Origin of the sequence: Spirosoma sp. KNUC1025, assembly GCF_045160025.1 — a bacterium.
Classification (GTDB): domain Bacteria; phylum Bacteroidota; class Bacteroidia; order Cytophagales; family Spirosomataceae; genus Spirosoma.
The window spans coordinates 1,051,028-1,070,351 of sequence record NZ_CP087139.1 but is presented as its reverse complement, the minus strand read 5'-3'; the positions used below and the strand labels follow the sequence as shown (position 1 = coordinate 1,070,351).

Below are 19,324 nucleotides of genomic sequence, written 5' to 3'. Positions count from 1 at the left end.
ACGTGTTTACAAAAAAGAGGGTTGATTTACTTCACGACAATTTTTTGGCAAGCTATGAAAATCCGGGTTTGTTGCCATACGTAGTTTCGCTAACAGACCTGGATAACCTCGATCTGAAGCAGATGCCCTAATTTCTTCAACTTTGAACCGATATGCCCGATACCTACCGCGCAGTGGTGTGCCGGACCGTGGCTGTTCCAATCGTTGACAAATCTCCGCGCCCCAATCGGAAAACGGTAGCGGCTGTTCGTATTGCCAATCTCCAGAATGGGGCCTGGTACTGACTCGCCTTCGGCCACTAGCAGTTGAATTTTTCCGTCGACGGTTTCCACAACGGATAACAACGTAACGGGCCCCTGTTTCACCGACATCTCGACCGATAGCCCCTTACCGACTTTCCCATGATAGACGTAGAGCGGGCGCACTTTGGTTTTGCCTTCGGCAATGGCAATGTGTCCGGGTCCATCATGTCCCATCAGCACTACATCGTCCGTAAAATCCAGAGCATAATACTCCGTGAACGAGCCTCCAACCCCAAACGAATCCATAATTTTCATGGCCTGTACGTTCTTCACTTCATACTCGCCAGCAACGGGAACTCCCCTGGCTGTCAGCATTGAATTACCCAGAATGACCGAACTCATCGTATCTTCGTTCCAGGCGTTACCGGTACCCTTGTAATAGTAGGCTAACGATCCCAATTGCAGCTCATTTACCAGCCGATCTAGGGCAACGGACGTTTGGGCAGCTCGTCGCAGTTCTTCGGTCGTGCAGTCGGGCTGTACATCGAAGACCTCTAAAAAATAGACAACCCGGTCGTCAATTTCGGTTGGCGTCACTACCTGACGAAAGGCAGACAGTTGGTCGACCTCAACGATTTCGATGTGACCTCCAAACGTGGCGCAGTGTAGGGTTAGGTTGGAGTAAATGTCGAGCATACCGCCGTAATAATTGCCCATGATGCCTAAACGATTGTGAGCCATTACGCTAGCTACCCTGGCCGCATCGATCCACTCATCAATCTCCGTCCAGGCTTCGACATCATGATGGAGCATGCCGGTAACCTGGTAAAAGTTGATATTCGACCGTTGGAAAACCGAAGCGAGTTCAGGTACCGGACAGGCCGAGCAGTAGGCTAGCCATTCGCCCGTCATTTTTGTCCGGTCGTTGAGGTTGTTGAACCAGGTATAGTTGATAGCTGGCTCAGGAGCAAGATTGAGTACGATAACCGGTACGTTGGCCCGCCGTACAACGGGCAAAACCGTGGACGAAAGAGCGTAGGTAGTGACGTATAAAAAAATCAGATCGACATCGGCTTGCCGAAACTGGTGCCCGGCCAGCATCCCCTTTCCCGGTGTGTCGATCATGCCCAGATTGACCAGTTCGACGCCCGGCCGCTGCATGGCCACTTCCAGTTCAGCCACATAGCCATCCAGCCGATCCTTTAACCCATCAAACTGGGCCCAGTAGGCTTCCAGACCAATACTAAAGAGACCAATCCGAAGTGGAAACTGGCTCGTCGAAAGCGACGGATCAGAGGAAATTTGACGAAGGGAAGCAGATACTTGATTCATAGAACGTATGAAGCATGAAATGGGAAAGTCAGTCAGCAGGCGTAAGCAAATACAACAAAAAAGAATGCGTATCTACCCATCAGACATACGGTCCTACTAATGGCGGATAAGTTGAATGATACGTCATTTTCTTTCAATCGTCAAAAAGTGTAGTAGAATTATACAAAGGTACCACGATGTAATTCTATATTTTCTTATCTAATTTGATCTGTTTTTTGCACTTTTTGCTAAGAATCTCGGGTATGAGAAAGTATTTCGAAAAGGTAGTGGCTGAGACAGCCCTGTTCAGGCCAAACTGGGGCGTAATCGTGCTGAACGTGGGGCATAACCTGCACCCGGCCCGGAAACCATACCCAGACCGTGGTCATCCGGGCGATTACTACTTCGATTGGCAGCAGGGGCGAACGTTACATGAATTTCAGTTAGTATATATCGCGCAGGGGCAGGGCAGCTTTGAATCGGCTGGCAGCCCGTCAACCATCGTCGAAGCAGGAACTGTATTTCTCCTATTTCCGGGCGTATGGCACCGTTTCCAGCCGACGAATGAAACGGGCTGGGAAGAATTCTGGGTAGGTTTTAAGGGACCCTATGCCGAATACCTGATGACACAGGCCAGTATCAAACCCGACGCGCCCCTCCTTAATATTGGCTTCAACACCGAATTTTTCCACATTTTTTCCCGCTTGGTTGATACCGTTCGATATGAAGACACTAATTTTCAGGAGCTTACCTCGTGCCTGACCATTCAGCTCCTTTCCTTAGTGTATGCATCCTCCTTAACCGCCGATTCGACACAAAACCGGCGGAGGCAACTGATCGACCGAGCGCGGTTTCGCATTCATGAGCACGAAGAGCAGGAGATCGATATGCAGGAACTGGCCAGAGAACTCAATGTGAGTTATGCCTGGTTTCGGCGGGAATTTAAGGAAATACTGGGCGTTGCCCCAGGGCAGTATCACCTGGAGCTACGGCTGAAACGCGCCCGGCAGCTACTCCGGGAAACAACGCTGTCCGTTGGGCAGATCGCCACACAGACAGGGTTCGGATCAGAGTTTTATTTCTCGCGCATCTTTAAAAATAAGACGGGTATTCCGCCCCTTCAATTTCGCCAGGCAGATAAATTAGCTATTAAGTACTAAACTTAGGCTACTGGACTTGCTAGAAATGTCCTGATAGTCAGTCGTATATGACAAAATGAATGGAAGATTGCACTGGAGTAGTCTACAGATAAAGGATGCTCGTTTTTAATCTTAGACCTTAGTATGCCCAGGGATAATTTAGATTTGTCCCTAGGACCGCGTCCCATTCCTCATCAGTGGCAACCACATCGAGCGTTTTGTTCCAAGTCCAGTCTCTACGACCTTAGCGTTTTGCTACGAATGACTATGGCGATAGACAACAAAACCATTATTATTTCCGGTGCCTACGGGGAATTGGCCGGGCAACCGCCCTACTACTAGCTGAACACGGAGCTAATGTGGTCGTTACGGCTCGGAATGCCGATGAACGGAAGGAACTCGAAAAACCGGCTACCCAAGGCAACCTTCTCGGAAAAATTGTAGCGATACCTGGCGACGTGGCAACCGAGTCGGATATGGAAGCGGTTGTAAAAACCACTCTTACTCAGTTCAACCACATTGATGTGGTGATCAATAATGCGGGCTATGGTATTTTTAAGAATGTCGATGAACTCACCATCAGTGAATGGGATAGTGTCATGGCGACCAATATCAAAGGCACTTTTCTGCTGGCCAAGGCCGCTTTGCCAGCCTTAAAAGCGCAGGCATCGGGTCACATTATCATTGTCGCATCAGACGTAGCTAAGCGGACGTTTACAGGGGGCTCCCTTTATACGGCCAGCAAATACGCGCAGGAAGCGCCTTACGGAAGTCAGTCCGTATGGGATCAAAGTGACGGGCGTGTATTCAGGGCTGGTGGATTCCCATTTTCACGCCAAAGGACATGGCCATGAAACCTAAAAAGACTACTTGCAAAGTGAAGACATGGCCGAGTCGATGCTGTTTATAATCAGTTGCCCCCACGTAGTGATTGACGAATTTATGGTGCATCCGCTGAAGCAGGTGTATTAATTGCTACAAGCTAAAGCCTATTTTTGACTCTGATGGAGCGGTAGAACAGGAGTCGGGCACATGTAAGAATTGCTCACGCTGGACAACATCAGGGGGGTCATATTAAGATCCGTTCACGAAAACATTATTTATTGCATTTTTATGAACTAGGTAAGAGCCTGTAGAATAATTATTTGCCTTTGATTTGAACACAAAATAAAATCGTTCACGAAACCCTCAGTATGTTTTCCGGAAAAGTCATGCCCACAAATACAGGTGTACGTGTCATTGTTTGTGCTGAGTCGAATGTCTTAATCCCCTGAATGATTGGACAAAATTGCAAAAACAGGTGGTTCGCCACTGCGATTAGTCCTTTTACATTCAGATACCATGAGCAAAGCAAGGCGGAGTTTTGCTCCCGAAGACCGCTATTCCATCGTCCAGGAAGCCATCCGTGATGGCCATACTGAGACTTCTCGAAAGTACAACGGCACAGGCCGCCCTGCTGTCCCCTTCCCCCTTCGTTGCTGCGAGGGTGGCGATTGAAATATTTAAGCAAAGGTAAAGAAGGACTGAAAGATTCTTATGCACGTCTCGATCCTCAACTTCGAGCACTCGAACCGAATGGTGATTCACTGCCAACCAAGCAATTGTTAGCGGCAGGATGGGGATACTGTACCCTGGAAACGAGCAGCATTCAGGCCGACAACGGCGCCGGTCTGACAAGGGGTATTGTTAGTGAACAAAGGCCAGCCCCGCAAGTCCGACGATTGGGGCGCCCTACACGCCTGGGCTTGGGGTCTTCCCGGGCGTTGAACTATTTGCAGGTAAACGCCAGACAAGTGGGTATCGAAGGAGTTTGCGGTATGGAAAAGCAGCACTGGTTACGATGGCTTTTGATTAGCGATTCGGATTGGCATTGATCGGTTTATCGGGAAAGTGCGGCACTACGTTACAACGGCGGTATTTAGCGAAGCCGTCGAAAACCTTGCCAATAGTGGAGGCTATCATTGGATGGCTGGTAATTACCTGAAGTATGCTGCTGACGAATTATGGGGTGGCAGAAAAACTGGTTGCGACCTGCCAGTCGACTCGCATGAGTTACTGGCTTTGTGTGCCCCACGGCCGACATTCGTCAGTTATGGAATCCCTGAAAAAGGTGATGCCAAATGGCTCGTCCAAACCGGAAGTTATAAGGCTACAATAGCCGCCGGACCAGTTTTCAAATTATTGGGGGCAAGGGACTTAGGGGTTAGCAATGATTATACGACCGAAAAAATGCCCGCTGTCCTAACCGGGTTAATGGATGGCGAACTAGCCTGGCGGTCATACGGATGCGCCTAATTTTCAGTATTTTATCCCGTGGGCGAACAAACTGCTAAAGTATGAACGGACAACCAAATAGGTATAGCTGACAAGGTGTAACGCTGGATCAATGCATAAACTAACAGACTGCCAACAAAAAAGGCCCAGCGCCATTAGCGCCGGGTTTTTACTACCCGCTCTAAAAAGAACTATCCGTTAATCATTTGCTCACCAAGGGAGGCTTTTCTGTTCCGAAATCATCTGGCAATCGCTTCAACCACAAATTTCGTACCCGTCCATTGGACATGCGCAGGCCAATAACTTGACCGGCTGAATCACGCACAATAGCTATGGATTGCACGAACCACCATGGGGCCAGTAAACGATCTTTACCAGCGGTGGTCAACCCCACTTCACCGTGGTGAACATGAACCAATTTTAGGGCATCATCTTTTAGGCGAATCGTGTACAGAGTTTCTAACTCCGGGCTGTAGTATTTGCCAGCCACTTCCGTTTTGTATTCGGCAGTAGCCAGAAAAGGCTCTACGCGATTCCCTGGCTGTTTACCATTTTGCGATAGGGTAATTTGATTAACTTTCCCCGAAGCAGGCCGATGAAAGGTTATCTGAGCGTCCACAATTCTGGAAAAGAACGTAGAATCCGAAGAGGGAAAGATTTCAGATTGACCCTGACCGGAAGGATGGACAAAATAGCGGTTCCCCTCCTGCTTAAAGGCCAGGATTAGCCCTGACTTAAGTTCGTAGCTGCCAGCATACTGATCAAATCGGGCGGGGTCAAATTTATATACCTGACGCTCAGTGGCAGAGACGCTGGCTTTTTCCTTCTTATCTTCTTTAAGTCTGGGCGCCAGATACAGGCTGGCTACATCAAGTGCTTTTTTCCCCGGATTGAATTCCGCCTGATTACTCAGTACGATGAACCCATAATCTTCGTTGGGGAAGTAGTTGATCGACGATCGAAAACCCGCGTCGGCCCCATCATGCCCATAATAGGGTAATCCTTTATAGGTTTCGTGAATCAAGGCAAAGGCGTAGGGAAGAGTATCTCCTTTGGCGAGTCGTCCCCGTTCCAGCATCTGGGTCACGGTTACCCGATTTCCCACGGTTGGTGAACGGAAATTATTAATCCAGTGCGCGAGGTCAGTAACCGTCGTAAATAAACTGGTAGCGCCTGCATTGGCGTAACTGAGAACACTTTTCTTATAGGGTTGTGGACCTGCCCCCCATGATTTATGAAAGGAATAAGCCCGACCTTTGACAATCCGCTCATCGTCATCATAAAACAAGGTGTTGCTCATTCCCAAAGGCTTGAAAATACGTTCCTGCATCCACTCCCGAAAAGGTTTTCCACTAACCCGGGCAACGATTTCGGCCAGCAGCGTATAGCCCGTATTGCAGTAGGCGTAGGCCGATCCCGGTTCAAAATTCAATTCCTGCTGGCGCTTAACCAGATTGAAAATGTGCTCTTTGGTAATCACATCGTCTAACTGCCAGCCTGCCATGGCCAACAGATTCCACTGATCGCGTAATCCACTGGTATGATGAATCAAATGACGGATGGTGATGGTTTTACCAAAATCCGGCACTTCCGGCAGGTACTTGTGGATGTCGTCGTCTAGGGCCAATTTTCCTTCCTGGGCCAGCAAGACGATAGCATAGGCAGTAAATTGCTTCGATACGGAGGCTACGTGAAAGATGGTTTCGGGACCAATGGGAGCCCCGGTTTCTACATCGGCCTCTCCGAATCCTTTAGCATAGATGAGTTTTCCCCCATGCACCACACCCACAGCCGCTCCTGGGCTACCGGGCTTATTCCATTCCGAAAAAGGGAATCAACCTTTGCCGATAGCACAGGCGTTTGAGCAGCCGAACCTAGACAAATAAGATTCAGTACCAGCGTAAAAACGACGAGAGGTAAGCCAGAAATTGACTTCATGGTAGTATGGGGTATATGCACTTCAGCGAACAGCCAATCAGTGGCTTGTTTGATCGCTGAAGCTTATAATGGATAGTGAACGGTATATTAACCTAAAGTATAGATACCCTTTACATTACTGCTAAATAAGTTTAGGTCGCAATGAGGGAGTGGCCTGGTATCAACACGTTAACAAGTGACTAAATAAATCTCAATGATCACATTCACGACTTACCGTTAATATGTTTAATAGCACGAAAAAAGTCGGCCTCATCCAGAGGCCGACTTTTAACCAGATAGAAATACACACTCAATTTAGGGTTTTGTAGTACCACTTGATGAGCTACCGCTCTGACTGCCACTACTGCTCTTCATTCGGCGATCACTACGCTTGTCAGATGAGCTGGAAGGCATCGTACCCGACTGACTAGACGATGAACTATTGTCCTGACTGGTTGAACTGTTGTCCGTTGAGCGAGAATTCATTTTAGAGCCTCGGTTGCCAGACTGTTTCATGCTGCCTGAACCAGTGGTTGATCCAGCACTACCACCTTGTGTGGTGCCATTTTGAGCAGACGAGCCATTAGTAGCGTTACCTGAACCGCTGCTGCCTGTTGATGAGGATTGCGCCTGAGCGCTGAAAGCGGCTACACTTAGTAGTAACACTCCCGATAAGATTACCTTTTTCATAACTGTAAGTTGAGTAGTTAGCTGGTTAAGTTGGCTAACTGGTAACGAAACCTATGCTATGAGAAAAAGACTAAATCGACGGGGTATTTTAATAAAAAGTTAATGGAACAGTTAGGCATCGGTCTAGACCTCCTGAAACGTGTTTCATCATTAAATATATTAAAATCAGATCTGCCCCAATATCTTCCAGCATTCCAGCAAGCCCTAGGGCTTTGTCAGCCGCAACCACCAGTCCAAATTAAAGTTATTACTTACTGGTATACAGGCATAAATGAAAAAGCCCCAAAACAGACGTTTTGAGGCTTTTTGCTCCCGAAGCTGGGTTTATAGTTAAGTGCGCAATTAGCTGATTTTTAGAAGAATACATGGATTTGATTGATATGCGCAATTATAAATCTCTTTTTATTCGAATGAATCAGCCGTATAAAAAGCTAATAGCCAGCCCGTTGGAATGTATCAAGGTATACAAGACTGTATCTGAAATTGTAATTAAGCTCAGTGATTTAACCGAAAAAAACGGGAAATTTCCCGTTGTAGGCAAGCTTTACACACACTAGATTTATACCTATATAGTGTGTCTCAAAGAACGAACAAGATCACAGTCATGGCAGACGAAAATGAATCAAATAACTCTGGAGGATCGGTAGGAAAAGCCATCGGAACGGTAGGAATTGCTTTATTAAGTCTGTTCCGCTGCTCTGACGACATTCTAAGAAGTTGCGGTCGTGTTATAAGCCATGTAGATGAGGTAGGTACATTAGGACGGACTGCTAGCTCTGGCTTGGATGATGCGGGACGGATGGCTAGCTCTGGCTTGGATGATGCGGGAAGAAAAGCGGAGTCGTCAAATGAGCAAGGAAAGATATTTAGCCAAACTGACAATGTAGACGAAGAGTCTAAATCTACAGGAGTCTTTGATGGTTTAGATAATGATTATCAAAAAAAATATTACGAAGATTTTTATAAAAGGAATAAAAAATTTAATAATGCATACAAAGGCAGCTCAGACTTTAAGTTTCGAGGGCTTAATAATAATACAATAAAAGAATTTAAGAGATATGAAAGCGATATAAGTAAAATCGAGAAAGCTTTTGGAGAGGAAAGTGCGTTAGCCCAAGACTATCACAATAGTTTTGTTAAAAATTTCAGTTCATTTGAAGCTAGACAATCTTTGCTTCCAGATGAGCTTATTAATCAACCCACAACTTCAAATGCTTTTGAATTATATAGTTTATTCAAAGGGCTGCATGTAAATGAAGAACAAGCTCTACTCCTACGAAGGTTAACTTACAAGCCTATACTAGTCACGCCAGATAAGTATAATGATTACATTCTGATTGAACAAAACGGGGATAAAATTATCGGAAAATCTACTAGCAGTAAAGTAGAGTGTTTGGAAAATAATATGTCAGAAAGTATTGATTTTACTCTATATAAAAGAGTTGTTATAAAAGGAAATGTAAGTAATAAAACAATGCAATTGTTTTCAGACAATGGAATTAAATATGTAAGAGAAAGTAGTAGTTTGATAAGAGATATCGATATTAACAAAAGTCAACTTAGGTTTATCTATATTGCTTCGAAGGATGAAAAAAAGATGAAAGATCTTTTTCAACTTTCAGAAAGTCAAGCCAAAGATATGGCAAAATTAGTCGAAGATATTGATACCTACAATTATACAGAAGTCATTGAAGATCACGCAGATCTTATTAAGTACATGAAAAATGTAAAAAGAAATGAAAGGCCAGTATATATATTTAATAATATAAATAACAAATTGTTTGGAAATAAAATAGAAACGTATAAAATAAAGGATTTTATTACATGCAATAGTTATGAAACTAAAATACCAATTTCAAATACAACAACTGATTTTATATATTTTGAAGACTTTAGCTATTCTATTGATAAAGCGCAACAGTCAAGTGCTACTAATGCAGAAGAGTTTTGGTACGATTTTACAATTGAATATAATAAAAGACTTGCTAGAAGACAGCTACAGGTATCAGTAACTGTAACTATAGGTATAACAACAGCTGGCGGTGGAGGATTTGCGATTTACTACAATGCTAAAAAATGAAAATTTATGGTTAAACTGTTTGGAAGTACGATTCAGGAGACACTTGATGCTTTTAAGCCTGTACATATGGGGCGCGGTCAGCCCACTAATTCACAAGAAGATAAAACTAAAGCTATTGCAAGAATTATATTTACTTTTCTTTTATTTTTTTTCTCAGTGTATCTTATCGTGAATGATAAAAGTAAAGATGTTGGCACTACAATAATTGGTGGAATTATAGGATACTGGCTTAAATAATTTACAATTAAGCCAGTATGTTAAAAAAATAGAATAAACTAATTATTCGTTTACCTTTTTAATGTAAACTATATATTGTCATTCCAACAACACTTATTTAGTGATAATTGTGACTATTTATTTCAAGTAATATGAAAAAAATACTTTCTATAGATGGAGGTGGAATTAGAGGTATTATTCCAGCCAAAATCCTTTGTAAGATTGAAGAGATCACTGGGAAGCCAATATCTGCTATGTTTGATTTAGTTGCGGGTACAAGCACTGGCGGTTTGATAGCACTTGCCTTAAGTATGCCAAGCTCAGATAAATCAGCGCCTAAATACTCAGCTGAGGATGTATTAAAACTTTACATCGAAAGAGGTGGAGATATTTTTGCTAGAGATAAGGTTCAGCGATTTATAAATCCATACGGGATATTTGAGGAATTGTATAGCAAACAAGGAATTGAAAAAGTGTTAGACGATTATTTTTTTAACGCGAATTTAAGTGATTGTGTTACTAATACCATGGTAACAAGTTATGATATTCATTCAAGAATGCCAGTGATTTTCAAGAGTTGGCTATCCGAAAAAGGTAGGGAGCCAGACCTACCTTTAAAATCTGTTGGACGTGCTACAAGCGCTGCACCTACTTATTTCGAACCTGTACGTTTGAAACTTGGCGATACAAATGGAGCTTTAGCATTGGTAGATGGTGGCTTATTTGCAAATAATCCCACAATGTGTGCGTTAGCTGAGTATCTTAAATTATTTGGTAGAGATGAGGAAATTTTAATAATATCTTTAGGTACAGGTGATCTAGTTCGGCGCTTCGAATACAATCAAGCAAAAAACTGGGGAAAAATGTCTTGGATCAATCCTATAATCAGTATAATGTTTCAAGGCGCAAGTGTGACTGTAGATTATCAGGTTCGGCAAATGATGCAAGCCTTCGGATTGGAGCATAATTACTATAGATATCAAACACCTCTTGATTTAGGTAATGATGATATGGATGATTCCTCACAAGAAAACATCGACGCTTTACTTGATGAAGCTGATCAAATACTGACCAGTAATGAGGATAAACTTAATGGGATGTGCAAAAAATTGCTCTGAGCCATATTTAAATACATACAATGATCACCATCTGTATAATAGTGCATAATCATAAGTATTAAAATGTTGTTTCATGGAAATACAAAATACACATATAAAGTATTCAAATTTTTGTGAATCCTCAATTTAACTGTTGATTTGATTAAAGTAAAAAAAGCATTGATATGAAAAGGCAAATTCTTCTGTTAACATTTTTATTTTTTATTTTAGCGTTGTTACTTCCATACTTTACCAACTCTCGCTCTTTTATTTATACTCCTCTAGCTATAACTCTACTATCCGTATTCGCTATAATAATAAAATATATTCCTTGGGACTCTATCAGTAAAAGTTACAAAAAAGATAGTGTAACTACATTAAAAAATATAATCGAAATATTTGCTTTATGTTTCGCAGGCTTTTATTTCTTATTTAATTTTTTTGGAGATCTAGCAATTACAAACTTAAGTTTGGAATTAATTACTCATAGACAAAAAATTGAGGGTACTAATAATACATATTTAGCTGTTGATGTAAAGCTAGCTAAAGGGTCAGTTGCTTATGCTGACTTGCACAGTATAAAAGCATATATTTATAATATAAACTCTTCACGGGTTATTGATAGCCTTATATTTTATGGATATGAAAGAGTCCAAATCATTCCAAATGAAAATTTTTTCAAGAAAGTTAATACAACTTATACCATGTACAGCGGTTTGATTGATAAAGATGAAAAATATACAATTGCATCAAATGAATCTACCCAGTTTGGAGGTGGTAAATTGGTAAAGGGCAACAATCCTTACAGAATTGAAGTAACGGTGATAGCAACTCGAAAAAAACTACTACATAATGCCATTTCCCAATTTAGAGCATCAGCAATATCACTTCCAGCAACTGACCTACAATAGTTATCCGTAAATATGACTGTATGTAATTTACTTTTGCTTTTTATAAAAAACCTCAGATAAGCAGATTATAAGCGCAAAAAACCCCGAAACAGACTGTTTTAAGACTTTTTGCTCCCAAATCTGGTAGAGAAGAAATCTTCTAATAGAGTAATAGCCAAATCAATAACTTAGAGTTATTCGAAATTATACACAACTTTCATGATTTTCTTACCAACTATTAATACATTAAGAATTTGGTAGTGGCTTAATTGCGTTTATCGGCGAAGAAAAACTGATTGATAAATAGGCCGATTATCGTGTCATGAACCGCAATCGACTTTGAAAAGCAGATAGTTCGGCGAGTCAATCGTTTCAAGCGTGTTCGAAGGGTAAGGTGCTTCCGTTCAAGACTTTGCAAAGACGCTTTACGAACTAATCGTAAGCGTTGATCTAAGCAATCATAATAAGCCCACCAAGAGTCCGTTATCCACCTGATTACCTCAATTTTGGCCACCTCTAATAAACGTAGTAGGTGGCGAAACGTTTGGTGAGTACGGCGGCCAAAAACAAAGGCAATGATCTCGCCTGTCACCGCATCCTCCACCCACCATAGCCAACGAGGTTGTTTTTTACTACCCACATATGCCCACATCTCGTCAACTTTGAGACTCATTTTCAGGCCTCTATCGACGTACAAGGGATTTACATGAACCACTTTACTGCTTTTTTTTAAACTGAGCGCTGACGGTGTTCCGGTTAACGCCTAAAACGCGGGCGGTATCGCGTACCCCTGCTCCGTTTAGAACCATCTGAGTAATCTGCTCTTTGACCAAAGGGTCACGGGCCTTATGGGTGTACGTTTGAACAAAGGTTCGGCCGCAGTCATAGCATCGGTAGCGTTGAGTGCCAGCGCGGGTAGTACCATAGCGTTTAACGTGTTTAGTTTGCCCACAATGCTTGCAAGAGCCCGCTTCTAAGACCATTCACAAATATACGTAGTTCAACGCAGTTAGGCCACTACCTTCTGTTGCATAAAGCCTTGCCTCCTTCCAAGCAGCTTCTAAGTCTTCACCAACTGTTTTTGCTTCAATAATTAGTAATGGTAGTCCTTGAATAATAATTAAGTAATCTGGATAATAAATAGAACTTTTAGTGCCTTTGTCTATTTTTATTTTTCTAATGTCAGCTTTTGTTCTAAAGTCATAGTTTGAGTATCCCAGACCAGTCGGGACATTATTTGTTAGCAAAGGATAAATAAACTTTTGCTCGACATCACTTTCATTGTAAAGATTAAGATCTGCTGGAATATTCATCAGTGTGGAATGTCTATTCTGCTTAAAGTTTCTTGAAGGTAGATTTTACTTGATTTCTGTCGAAGTTATATCTGTCCAACAGTGTGGGTTACAAACATTACAAAACGAGGTACAAAAACGAATACAGATAAATTAAAAAAGCCCCAAAACAGGTTGTTTTGAGGCTTTTTGCTCCCGAAGCTGGGCTCGAACCAGCGACCCTCTGATTAACAGTCGTAGCCCCTACCCTATTTTGTATTTATCGCATACTTACCGCCATTTATACAACACACTAGTTATTAAGGGTTTGCATTGATATTTCTTATCAACACTTATTGCAATTATTTGTCAATTCTGTACCTTTACATTGCACAACGCATTGTACATAACACATACTCGTTCAATGCGTATAGTCAATATGTAAGTATGCAGACTGCTACCGTTACCCTCTTTTATGATACTCGCCGAAGTACTGGCAAACTGAGCTTTGTTCGTATATCAGTTTATTCAGATCGTAAGCAAAAGCTGTTTTCAACGGGCGAAAAAGTAAGTGCCGAGGAATGGAAATTCCTGGAGCGTACTAAAGGTGGTTTGCCTGGAACCGTAAAGGATGAGGACCGGCGCAAATTATGGCAACGGTTCTACGGTCGCTTTGTGGATGAATCTGGTAGAGAATACGACGGCTATTTACCCCGCGCTCAAACGATGGTCAACCAACTGGGCACAAAGTTTAGTTTTGATGCATTTGCGGAAGCATTATCTAATTATGGCAAAGAGGCAGAAAGGCCCGCTGAACAAAATGACCTTATAGCCGCATTACTGGCAAAAGCAGCCAGCATGAGTAATGCTGGACGTATTGGCAATGCCATTAATTATGAATTGGCGGCAAAGTCGCTACGGCGGTTTATAGATTCCTTCACAAATGAAGAGCGGAAAGAACTCCTAAATATTCCGATTCCTACCCGTCAATCAAACCAACCCCGTCTTGTTGCTACGTTGCAATTTAACCACCTTACACCAGACTTTCTGACTACCTATGAACAATGGATGCAACAGTACGGCAAGGCTGCTCAGAGCAGGCTAAAAGCCTCTACAGGGGCCAGCCTGACTACCGTAGGTATTTATTTACGTCATGTTCGCGCCGTTGTAAATGATGCTATAGAAGCTGGATTAATGAGCCGTGACGCTTATCCGTTTGGCCGTAACCGCTACGTTATACCGGCTGGAGCTAACGTAAAGAAAGCACTTCCCAAAGCAGACATCGAGAAACTTAAAGCTTATCAGCCCATTGCTGGTACGACTGAACAGCGTAGCCATGATTTATGGCTGTTTTCATACTTCTGTAATGGTGCCAACCTGACGGATATATGCCGGTTGACCTGGAGCCGTGTTGACCTCAAAGAAGGTAAATTAACCTTTATCCGGCAAAAGACCGCCAGAAGTAAAAAGCAGAATCAAACACCTATTGTAGCTCATTTACGGCCTGAAACCCTGGCAATCATCGAACGTTGGGCTACAACAGAACGGCGACCGAACGGCTACGTGTTTCCATTTCTTACGTCTGACATGACCGACCGCCAAAAGAAACAGGCCGTGCATCAAACGGTAAAAATGACAAACAAATGGATGGCTAAGATTGCTGAACAGCTAGGTATAGAAGGCGACACAAACAGTTATTCAGCCCGTCATTCATTCGCGACCAGCCTCCTAAAGAGCAAAGCCCCACTTGCTTTTATTTCTAAGTCGCTTGGGCATACTAATATAAAGACGACGGAAAGTTATCTAGGCTCTTTTGACGATGAGGAAGCAAAAGCATTTTTAGAAGCTCTTTAATACATTTAAATAATAGGTGATGCAATCCTTGACTTTCTTAACTAATGACCTCAGCAACAGTTCGTACTATAAACGGATTGAAGATGATTTTATGGGAGGGCTTCGGCCGGAATACATATCTTATCAGGGCGTTACTGTAAGAGTATATAAGCCTATCCTCATGGCTATGCTCCTATGTAAGACTGTAAAAGTGCTCGTAAAATATATTGATGAATTTCCTGACGAAGAAACAGTTATTGACGGTACTCAATATGTGCCAGCTTATGTAAAGGGCTTTTTAGAAGGGCGTGCTTACTTTCAGAAATGTTACGAAGTTAGTGCTGATAGAGAGTATTCAGATAGCTACATCAAAACCATCAAAGATCAATTTTGCAACAATGGAATTGTTCCTTGGTCAGGATGGTATCAGCCCAACGCGTTAGGGTCTATAGGATATGAGGAAATAAAAGAGCTTGGTTATCAAGCGGGTATACTTTCAGAGGTTGAATTGCTAGCAGCAAGAAATAAGGCTATACGAGACGCTATAGAGCCGTGTATGCATAGAAAATACTCACCAGCAATTATTAAATATAAGCCTAATTATTTTACTGAACGGCCAAAAGCACATAGGCTAATTAATAAAATACCCAATTCTAAATCAGGACACAAGTCTAAAACTGACTATCCGGAGTCTGGTTTTGATATATATATTTATGAAAACTATCAACAACGTGATAAGTTGATAAAATATCTTACTGACAATTATAATAATAAGAGAGCAAGATACCTCGTGCCGATGCTATACGCACTAATTCGGTTAGAAGCAGTGGCCAGGCAGAAAATATACGGTATTGACCAAACAGAGATATATAGAGCGCTGAGAGTAACATTTGGGGACATAGGCGCCCGTTCCAGCATAGCAAATGCATTACGTCTATACGAACCAGAGGGAGCAAACGAGAAACACAAGCAAGAAATAAACAAGCATTATCAGCAAATCAAATCCTTTTTGGAAGACGAAAAATTGGCATAATTAGCAAACTTTTGGCAAACTTATAGCTGCCAAAAACGCCAATGTACTTACCCCCAATTTTGGCCTGTCATTAAAACGACAGGCTTTTATGTTTATAGAAACACAGATTGCAGAGCTAGCGCAACGGTTAGGCCGGATTGAAGCGCAACAAGCTGAAACACTACAGCTTCTACGAAATACCTCATCAACTACCGACGAGAAGCACATTAGTACTGACGAAGCTGCCAAGAAATTTGGCATTGCCAAACAAACCCTGTATCAGAACGCTAAGAAAATTAAGCATACCAAGCGGTTCGGTAGGTTGTACTGGTTACCATCGGATATTAGGGAATATATCAGTTCTGGTCGTGAGCTTATAACCTGAAGCCCTGATTCTAATCTATCAACTCATCCCGATTCCCTTAAAACAAAACCGCCATTGGGGGCAAACCAACAGCGGATATAAACTTGATACAATGACGCTTGAACAGGACAAAGATACGCAGATTGATGTGTATATCAACGGCAATGACTTCAACCAGGCTAATTTTGAGCAGACTAATACATTACAATCACAGGCAAACACAGCTTATAAAACGCCAATCGTCAAAACGAACACTGATAATAAAGAGGAGGCTAAACGACAACTAACTAACCTTTTGCTAGGTACAGAAGCAGAGATTAGTGAAATAGCTAAGGGCGCAATTATTCAAAGTCCACCCCTAATTAGCCGCGCAGATACCGGCATTATCGGGCGTAATACCATTAATATCATTCAGGGTGCATATGGTAGTCATAAGTCTCGATTGGCCGAATTATTGGCCTCGTTAATGCTAACTAGCAATAAAGCCGACGATCCACAATTTCTGAACTTCAAAAGAACTATGCTGGAGCGCTTTTGTGTCTGCTACATTGATACGGAACGGAACTTAACCGAAGAGTTGCCTATTGCTGTCCAGGGAATAAAGCTAAAAGCAGGCTACCAGTTGGAAGATAAGCCATCCGACTTTCGGTTCACATCTATTAAACCAGTGGAACGAGGCCGTCGTTTCGACGCTATCGAAGCTTTTGTTGGCCACGTTCGAAACAACACTCCCCTGCACTTATTTTGTTTGATTGATGTAGTAACGGATGCGATTGGGGATTTTAACGACCCGAAAGAATCAATGAAACTATTTGATTTCTTAGGCAATCTCTGCGATAAACATAACGCTACGTTTTTGCTGGTTATTCACCAGAATCCCGGTACGGAAAAAGCCAGGGGCCACGCAGGAACCGAAGCGGCTAATAAAGCCAGTACAGCCTTACAAATTGGCTATGAAAAGGATGCCAGCGGTAATGATACTGAGTTAATCCGGCTACGGTACCTTAAGCTACGAAGGGGTAAACGACCTGAACCGCTTTATCTGCAATTCTGCCAGCAGAGCAACGGCCTGGTGTTAGCAGATGCGTCCACTATTGCCACACACGTTAATAGTCGTAAACACAAAGCCGACAGTGAAGATATTGCCGACCGACTAATTTCCCTGCTATCAGAAGGGCCACTACCCAAGAACGAAGTGTGGACAATATTAGAAGCTGAGTTCAAAGCCAAGAATTCTACCATACGAGAACGACTCAAAGGCATAATGGCTGATTCACCTGATATGTATGACGAAGAAGGCAGAGCGGTGAAGCTAGCGGACTATACGGAAGGACGAAACCAGTTCTTCAAACTTGTACCAATGGAGTAAAACGAAGGTGCCAAGGTGCCAGACCCCCTATATAGGCTTTGGCAGTTGGCACCGTGCCCAATAAGGTGCCAAACGTATTTTGGCAGTATCGACAATGCCGACTTACTTAAATACTCAAGACGTGTTAAATGTACCGGTTAGCTGCTTTGCTAATTATGATACGCCCGCTAATCCGGCAACGATTCGGTTATCTACTTGGCTACGTTCAACGAAGTACCAGGCCAAAAATGAAGTCTTACGCCTGGAGACGGACAAGGCCAAACGGGATGCACTGAAAGCAAGCTTGCCCGCTATAACGCCAAGTGCAGTCTTCACGTATAGACAGGAATCAAGCATGGTGCCTGGCAGTCATACTCGACTGATTCAGTTCGATATTGATCCTAAAGATAACCCCCACATTCGTAACTATGATAGCCTAAAAGAGCAGATTAGCCAATTGCCATTTGTGGCTTATTGTGCGCTGTCAGCGTCAGGTAAAGGCTTTTGGGGACTGGTCCCGATTGCTGATCCTGAACGGCACAGTCAACACTTTGACGCCTTGAAGCGGGTGTTTGCTCACTATCGAATTAATATTGACAACAAACCTCGCAACGTAGCCAGTTTACGTGGCTACTCCTACGACGCTGCCCCGTATTCGCCTCAACAAGTTATGCAATTCGATTTGTACGACGAACCTGCAAAGCCGAATACACATCCGTTTGAAAGTACACCCGATGCTGATGCTGACCGGATGCGGATAGAGGTTTGTATTCAAGAAGTATTACGACAGCAGGCGTATATAGGTAATAGTTATGAAGAGTGGTATGAAGTCGGATGCAGTTTAGCCAATACGTTTGGAGAGTCAGGTCGCGCTTACTACCACCATATAAGTCAGTATTACCCCGACTACCAGCTAGCAAAAACGGATAAGCAATTTACGGCCTGTATGAAGTCGAATTCGCAAGCTACATTAGGTACATTCTTTCATCTATGTAAGCAAATCGGTATTGAGTGGAAGGATTTGGTACATTCAGACTTACTGACTTCAACACCCATGGATTATCGACCTTATTGGCAGTTTGAGGGTCGAACGATTTACGGCGAAGTATTATCAGTTGATCCCTGCAATACTTATCCATCAGAATGGGACCAGCCTTGCGATAAATCAGCACCTATACTGACGATCTCGACAAACCAGCCCTTAGCGGAGGTATTAGCTAAATGCCTAGACATACCGACTATTCAAGTGCCTTTATTTCAATTTTTCAATCAATTAAACAATTCAATACATGCGTAGAGCACCCAAATTACCCGTCTGTGACCACTACGAAGTCTACAACGGGAATCCAGTAGCCGTTCTGTTCCGTCACGGCACAACCGACAAAACAGAGACTTGTCCTTTTTGCGCTCAGGTTCACAAACACGGTTATCCCGATGGCCACCGTACCACTCATTGCGCTGATAACATAACAACTAAGCGTTATCGTGGCTTTGAGTTTCCTGTTAATCTAACGCCTGACGAAATCATTGCCTTGGATGGTACAACGCTGAAACGGGAACACGGCTACCTTGTCCGGACCAAGACAGATCAAACCAGCGAACAAATCATAAAACTCTAAATTTTCAATTAACCCCCAACG

General features: G+C 42.9%; 20 protein-coding genes and 1 pseudogene. 15 read left to right on the top strand and 6 right to left on the bottom strand.

What is annotated here, in order from left to right:
* Positions 1 to 89 precede the first annotated feature (89 nt).
* A complete protein-coding gene (locus LN737_RS04660; protein WP_405516647.1) occupies positions 90 to 1,574 on the bottom strand; it encodes an arabinose isomerase in 1,485 nt (494 codons plus the stop codon).
* A gap of 242 nt (positions 1,575 to 1,816) precedes the next feature.
* Between LN737_RS04660 and LN737_RS04655 the strand changes: the two genes are divergently transcribed.
* From LN737_RS04655 to LN737_RS04635, 5 genes are all read left to right on the top strand, one after another.
* Positions 1,817 to 2,713: an AraC family transcriptional regulator gene (locus LN737_RS04655; protein WP_405516645.1), complete on the top strand. Its 897-nt coding sequence runs from the start codon at positions 1,817 to 1,819 to the stop codon at positions 2,711 to 2,713.
* Between the two features lie 338 nt (positions 2,714 to 3,051).
* Positions 3,052 to 3,546, top strand: coding sequence for an SDR family oxidoreductase (locus tag LN737_RS04650; protein WP_405516643.1), 495 nt, complete (start codon positions 3,052 to 3,054; stop codon positions 3,544 to 3,546).
* A gap of 487 nt (positions 3,547 to 4,033) precedes the next feature.
* The gene (locus LN737_RS04645; RefSeq protein ID WP_405516641.1) at positions 4,034 to 4,189 is read left to right on the top strand and encodes a hypothetical protein; all 156 of its coding nucleotides are present in this window, start codon (positions 4,034 to 4,036) and stop codon (positions 4,187 to 4,189) included.
* A complete protein-coding gene (locus tag LN737_RS04640) occupies positions 4,186 to 4,566 on the top strand; it encodes a hypothetical protein (protein WP_405516639.1) in 381 nt (126 codons plus the stop codon). Before LN737_RS04645 ends, LN737_RS04640 begins: the two co-directional genes overlap by 4 nt.
* A 16-nt stretch (positions 4,567 to 4,582) precedes the next feature.
* Positions 4,583 to 4,987 carry a hypothetical protein gene (locus LN737_RS04635; protein WP_405516638.1) on the top strand — a complete coding sequence of 135 codons (405 nt, stop codon included), beginning with the start codon at positions 4,583 to 4,585 and terminating at the stop codon, positions 4,985 to 4,987.
* 181 nt (positions 4,988 to 5,168) lie between these two features.
* Here LN737_RS04635 and LN737_RS04630 read toward each other — a convergent pair.
* A pseudogene (locus LN737_RS04630) lies at positions 5,169 to 6,761 on the bottom strand (serine hydrolase); the annotation flags it as partial.
* Positions 6,762 to 7,198: 437 nt separating this feature from the next.
* Entirely contained in the window at positions 7,199 to 7,573 is a 375-nt protein-coding gene (locus LN737_RS04625; protein ID WP_405516636.1) for a hypothetical protein, read from the bottom strand.
* Between the two features lie 604 nt (positions 7,574 to 8,177).
* On the opposite strand from LN737_RS04625, the gene LN737_RS04620 reads away from it, so the two are divergent.
* The 4 genes from LN737_RS04620 (at position 8,178) to LN737_RS04605 (ending at position 11,877) form a co-directional block, all read left to right on the top strand.
* Complete coding sequence (locus LN737_RS04620; RefSeq protein ID WP_405516634.1) at positions 8,178 to 9,653, top strand: hypothetical protein; 1,476 nt, start codon at positions 8,178 to 8,180, stop codon at positions 9,651 to 9,653.
* 6 nt (positions 9,654 to 9,659) lie between these two features.
* Positions 9,660 to 9,890 (top strand): hypothetical protein, encoded by a 231-nt coding sequence (locus tag LN737_RS04615; protein ID WP_405516633.1) that lies wholly within the window; start codon positions 9,660 to 9,662, stop codon positions 9,888 to 9,890.
* A 131-nt stretch (positions 9,891 to 10,021) separates the two neighbouring features.
* The gene (locus LN737_RS04610; protein ID WP_405516631.1) at positions 10,022 to 10,987 is read left to right on the top strand and encodes a patatin-like phospholipase family protein; all 966 of its coding nucleotides are present in this window, start codon (positions 10,022 to 10,024) and stop codon (positions 10,985 to 10,987) included.
* Positions 10,988 to 11,151: 164 nt separating this feature from the next.
* Entirely contained in the window at positions 11,152 to 11,877 is a 726-nt protein-coding gene (locus tag LN737_RS04605) for a hypothetical protein (protein WP_405516629.1), read from the top strand.
* A 244-nt stretch (positions 11,878 to 12,121) separates the two neighbouring features.
* On the opposite strand, the gene LN737_RS04600 is transcribed toward LN737_RS04605, so the two are convergent.
* Genes LN737_RS04600 through LN737_RS04590 form a run of 3 tightly spaced genes read right to left on the bottom strand, consistent with a single transcriptional unit; the run spans position 12,122 to position 13,169 of the window.
* On the bottom strand, positions 12,122 to 12,571 hold the full coding sequence (locus tag LN737_RS04600; RefSeq protein ID WP_405516627.1) for an IS1 family transposase: 450 nt from the start codon (positions 12,569 to 12,571) through the stop codon (positions 12,122 to 12,124).
* Position 12,572: 1 nt separating this feature from the next.
* Positions 12,573 to 12,839, bottom strand: a complete 267-nt coding sequence (locus LN737_RS04595; protein WP_405516625.1) for an IS1-like element transposase — start codon at positions 12,837 to 12,839, stop codon at positions 12,573 to 12,575.
* Positions 12,840 to 13,169, bottom strand: a complete 330-nt coding sequence (locus LN737_RS04590; RefSeq protein ID WP_405516623.1) for a type I restriction enzyme HsdR N-terminal domain-containing protein — start codon at positions 13,167 to 13,169, stop codon at positions 12,840 to 12,842.
* Between the two features lie 684 nt (positions 13,170 to 13,853).
* Here LN737_RS04590 and LN737_RS04585 point away from each other — a divergent pair.
* From LN737_RS04585 to LN737_RS04560, 6 genes are all read left to right on the top strand, one after another.
* The gene (locus LN737_RS04585) at positions 13,854 to 14,981 is read left to right on the top strand and encodes a tyrosine-type recombinase/integrase (protein WP_405516621.1); all 1,128 of its coding nucleotides are present in this window, start codon (positions 13,854 to 13,856) and stop codon (positions 14,979 to 14,981) included.
* A gap of 19 nt (positions 14,982 to 15,000) precedes the next feature.
* On the top strand, positions 15,001 to 15,993 hold the full coding sequence (locus tag LN737_RS04580; protein ID WP_405516619.1) for a hypothetical protein: 993 nt from the start codon (positions 15,001 to 15,003) through the stop codon (positions 15,991 to 15,993).
* Positions 15,994 to 16,081: 88 nt separating this feature from the next.
* Positions 16,082 to 16,357: a helix-turn-helix domain-containing protein gene (locus tag LN737_RS04575; protein WP_405516617.1), complete on the top strand. Its 276-nt coding sequence runs from the start codon at positions 16,082 to 16,084 to the stop codon at positions 16,355 to 16,357.
* Between the two features lie 91 nt (positions 16,358 to 16,448).
* Positions 16,449 to 17,705, top strand: a complete 1,257-nt coding sequence (locus LN737_RS04570) for a hypothetical protein (RefSeq protein ID WP_405516615.1) — start codon at positions 16,449 to 16,451, stop codon at positions 17,703 to 17,705.
* Positions 17,706 to 17,799: 94 nt separating this feature from the next.
* Positions 17,800 to 18,981, top strand: coding sequence for a PriCT-2 domain-containing protein (locus LN737_RS04565; protein ID WP_405516613.1), 1,182 nt, complete (start codon positions 17,800 to 17,802; stop codon positions 18,979 to 18,981).
* On the top strand, positions 18,974 to 19,303 hold the full coding sequence (locus LN737_RS04560) for a hypothetical protein (protein ID WP_405516612.1): 330 nt from the start codon (positions 18,974 to 18,976) through the stop codon (positions 19,301 to 19,303). The genes LN737_RS04565 and LN737_RS04560 overlap by 8 nt, the downstream gene beginning before the upstream one ends.
* Positions 19,304 to 19,324: the final 21 nt, after the last annotated feature.

Coding starts and splice junctions, on each gene's coding strand:
- LN737_RS04660 (WP_405516647.1), bottom strand. CDS start 1,574: ATGAATCAAGTATCTGCTTCCCTTCGTCAAATTTCCTCTGATCCGTCG.
- LN737_RS04655 (WP_405516645.1), top strand. CDS start 1,817: ATGAGAAAGTATTTCGAAAAGGTAGTGGCTGAGACAGCCCTGTTCAGG.
- LN737_RS04645 (WP_405516641.1), top strand. CDS start 4,034: ATGAGCAAAGCAAGGCGGAGTTTTGCTCCCGAAGACCGCTATTCCATC.
- LN737_RS04625 (WP_405516636.1), bottom strand. CDS start 7,573: ATGAAAAAGGTAATCTTATCGGGAGTGTTACTACTAAGTGTAGCCGCT.
- LN737_RS04620 (WP_405516634.1), top strand. CDS start 8,178: ATGGCAGACGAAAATGAATCAAATAACTCTGGAGGATCGGTAGGAAAA.
- LN737_RS04615 (WP_405516633.1), top strand. CDS start 9,660: ATGGTTAAACTGTTTGGAAGTACGATTCAGGAGACACTTGATGCTTTT.
- LN737_RS04610 (WP_405516631.1), top strand. CDS start 10,022: ATGAAAAAAATACTTTCTATAGATGGAGGTGGAATTAGAGGTATTATT.
- LN737_RS04605 (WP_405516629.1), top strand. CDS start 11,152: ATGAAAAGGCAAATTCTTCTGTTAACATTTTTATTTTTTATTTTAGCG.
- LN737_RS04595 (WP_405516625.1), bottom strand. CDS start 12,839: ATGGTCTTAGAAGCGGGCTCTTGCAAGCATTGTGGGCAAACTAAACAC.
- LN737_RS04590 (WP_405516623.1), bottom strand. CDS start 13,169: ATGAATATTCCAGCAGATCTTAATCTTTACAATGAAAGTGATGTCGAG.
- LN737_RS04585 (WP_405516621.1), top strand. CDS start 13,854: ATGGTCAACCAACTGGGCACAAAGTTTAGTTTTGATGCATTTGCGGAA.
- LN737_RS04580 (WP_405516619.1), top strand. CDS start 15,001: ATGCAATCCTTGACTTTCTTAACTAATGACCTCAGCAACAGTTCGTAC.
- LN737_RS04575 (WP_405516617.1), top strand. CDS start 16,082: ATGTTTATAGAAACACAGATTGCAGAGCTAGCGCAACGGTTAGGCCGG.
- LN737_RS04570 (WP_405516615.1), top strand. CDS start 16,449: ATGACGCTTGAACAGGACAAAGATACGCAGATTGATGTGTATATCAAC.
- LN737_RS04565 (WP_405516613.1), top strand. CDS start 17,800: ATGCCGACTTACTTAAATACTCAAGACGTGTTAAATGTACCGGTTAGC.
- LN737_RS04560 (WP_405516612.1), top strand. CDS start 18,974: ATGCGTAGAGCACCCAAATTACCCGTCTGTGACCACTACGAAGTCTAC.